The organism is Streptomyces sp. CO7 (assembly GCF_053474865.1).
Genome location: NZ_JBRIOU010000005.1, coordinates 201,125 through 203,114 on the forward strand (window position 1 = coordinate 201,125; position 1,990 = coordinate 203,114).

General features: G+C 72.4%; 2 protein-coding genes and 1 pseudogene. 1 reads left to right on the forward strand and 2 read right to left on the reverse strand.

What is annotated here, in order from left to right; genetic code table 11:
- Positions 1-265 (forward strand): annotated as a pseudogene (locus ACOV8S_RS19350) (hypothetical protein); the annotation flags it as partial.
- A 57-nt stretch (positions 266-322) separates the two neighbouring features.
- Here ACOV8S_RS19350 and ACOV8S_RS19355 read toward each other — a convergent pair.
- On the reverse strand, positions 323-826 hold the full coding sequence (locus tag ACOV8S_RS19355) for a lamin tail domain-containing protein (RefSeq protein WP_448319062.1): 504 nt from the start codon (positions 824-826) through the stop codon (positions 323-325).
- 92 nt (positions 827-918) lie between these two features.
- On the reverse strand, positions 919-1,944 hold the full coding sequence (locus ACOV8S_RS19360) for an SEC-C domain-containing protein (RefSeq protein WP_448319063.1): 1,026 nt from the start codon (positions 1,942-1,944) through the stop codon (positions 919-921).
- Positions 1,945-1,990 lie beyond the last annotated feature (46 nt).

Consider the following 1,990-nt stretch of genomic DNA (forward strand, 5'->3'; position numbering starts at 1 on the left):
GTTCAAGGGCGGCAAGGTCCGCGGGTACGGGATCCAGCTGGCCGACATGAGGTGCGCCGGGGGCACAGTGGCGCGGACCGGCATGTTCGTCCACTCCGAGATGCACCGCGACGGCAGCCAGGGGGACACCGAGCCGCGCCGCTGGGACGGCGAGGCCGACTACCTCTCCGACGGGTGCGTGAAGCTGCGGCCGGAGGACATCAAGGACCTCTTCCGCAGGCTCGACGCGCTCGGCTGGCCGGAGCGGCTGCGGGTGGTCCCGTGACGGGCGCGCCCCCAGGGGAGCGCGCCCGCGCGCAGGTGTGGTGACGGAAGGCCGCGGTCAGCCGTGGAAGCCGATGTACCCGTCGCCGTTGCCGTCGTTCCCGGACCTGCTGTACGCGTGGACGTCCGAGCGCGGGCCGGACGGCTTGTACAGGTAGATGGTGTCCCGGTCGTTGTTCCACATGAAGTTGCAGTTGTCGCGGTAGACCACGTTCTTGGCGTCGGAGTCCGAGCCGTTGCCGCCGCGCAGGCGGATGTAGTCACCGGGCTGCAGCGAGTGGGACGCGGTGAAGGTGAAGGAGTTGCCGGCCGCGTCCTCCACGACGTAACCCCGGAGGTTGATCGTCGCGGTCTTCGAGTAATTCTTCAGCGTCAGGTACTCCTGGCTGGTGTTGCCCGACGTGCAGCTGTTGCGGTCGGCGCCCGGCGCGTCGTACTGGGCGCCGCGGATCTTGAGCGCGGACTGGTACTCGGCGGCATGCGCCGGGGCGGCGGTCGGACCGCCCAGGGCGATGGTGGAGACGGCGGCCAGCAGAGCCGCGCGCACGGTGGACCTGCGCATGAGGATTCCCCCCTCGGTCGTACGGGTGAAGCGAGGGGGGAAGTCTACGTCCGTGAATATTGTGTGACGAGATTATGGATGTTTTAGGTCTGTCACGAGCGCCGGCCGTGGCAGGCGTGGTATTGGCTCCCCGACCCGCACCAGCACGCGGCGGTGGGCTCCGGCGGCCAGGGCAGGGCCCGGCCCCGGGCGGCGAGGGTGGTGGCGTACTGCGGGAGCAGGGTGGCGTCCTCGGGGGAGGCGGCCTCCGAGGCGGCGAAGGCCTCGTAGGAGGGGACCGTGCCGGAGACGATGCCCAGGTTGGGCGTGCCGGAGGCGGCGAGCTCGCGCAGGCTGGCCTCTATCGCGGCGACGTGGTCGGCGTGCGACGGGTACTCCGCCGACAACCCCGGATAGGCGGCCAGCAGTTCCTCAAGCTCCCGCTCCGGCCAGTGCAGCACCGCCACCGGGAACGGGCGGGAGATCTCGCGGCGGAACGCTCCGAGCTCGGCCCGCAGGCGGGCGATCTCCGCGGACAGCTCGCCCGGGTCGGAGGAGCCGAGGGACCAGACCCGCTTGGGGTCGTGCAGCTCGTCGAGGCGGACGGCCGAGGAGGAGTCGTGCAGGCGGTCGGCCAGCGAGTCCCAGGCGTCGTGGTCGGCGCCGAGCATGCGGCGCACCCGGTGCCGGCCGTAGAGGAGCGGGCGGGTCGCCGACGTGGGCTCCTGGGAGTCGCCGATCAGCAGCCGGGCCCCGGCGGTGAACGTCTCCTCGGCGAGCACCAGCTCGTCGTGGGTCTCCAGGGCCTCCGCGACGACCACCCACGCCTCGGGCGTCCGGGGTGCCGCAGCCCGCACGCCGTCGATGATCGCGCGGGCCTCCGCGACGTGGTCGTACCGCCACAGGTTGGACGCCTTCAGCGCGCGGACCAGCTGAGGGTCGTCCAGCTCGGCGGGCGCGGCGAGCAGCCGGTCGTAGAGGGCGGTGGCCGCGGGACGGTCACCGGCCAGCTCACGGTGCGCGGCGGCCCGCAGCAGCAGGGCCTCGGCGTCCGCCGGGTAGAGAGCGGCGGCGCGCTCCAGGCGGGCCGCTTCTTCGGTGTGGTCGACGGCGTTCTCTGCAGGCATGTCGGGACGCATGTCCTCACGGTAGCGCCGGGGTCCGACGCGGTGGGGGGAGTGGGGT

Excerpts from the sequence above, each read along its gene's own strand:
- ACOV8S_RS19355 (WP_448319062.1), bottom strand. The coding sequence starts at position 826 with ATGCGCAGGTCCACCGTGCGCGCGGCTCTGCTGGCCGCCGTCTCCACC.
- ACOV8S_RS19360 (WP_448319063.1), bottom strand. The coding sequence starts at position 1,944 with ATGCGTCCCGACATGCCTGCAGAGAACGCCGTCGACCACACCGAAGAA.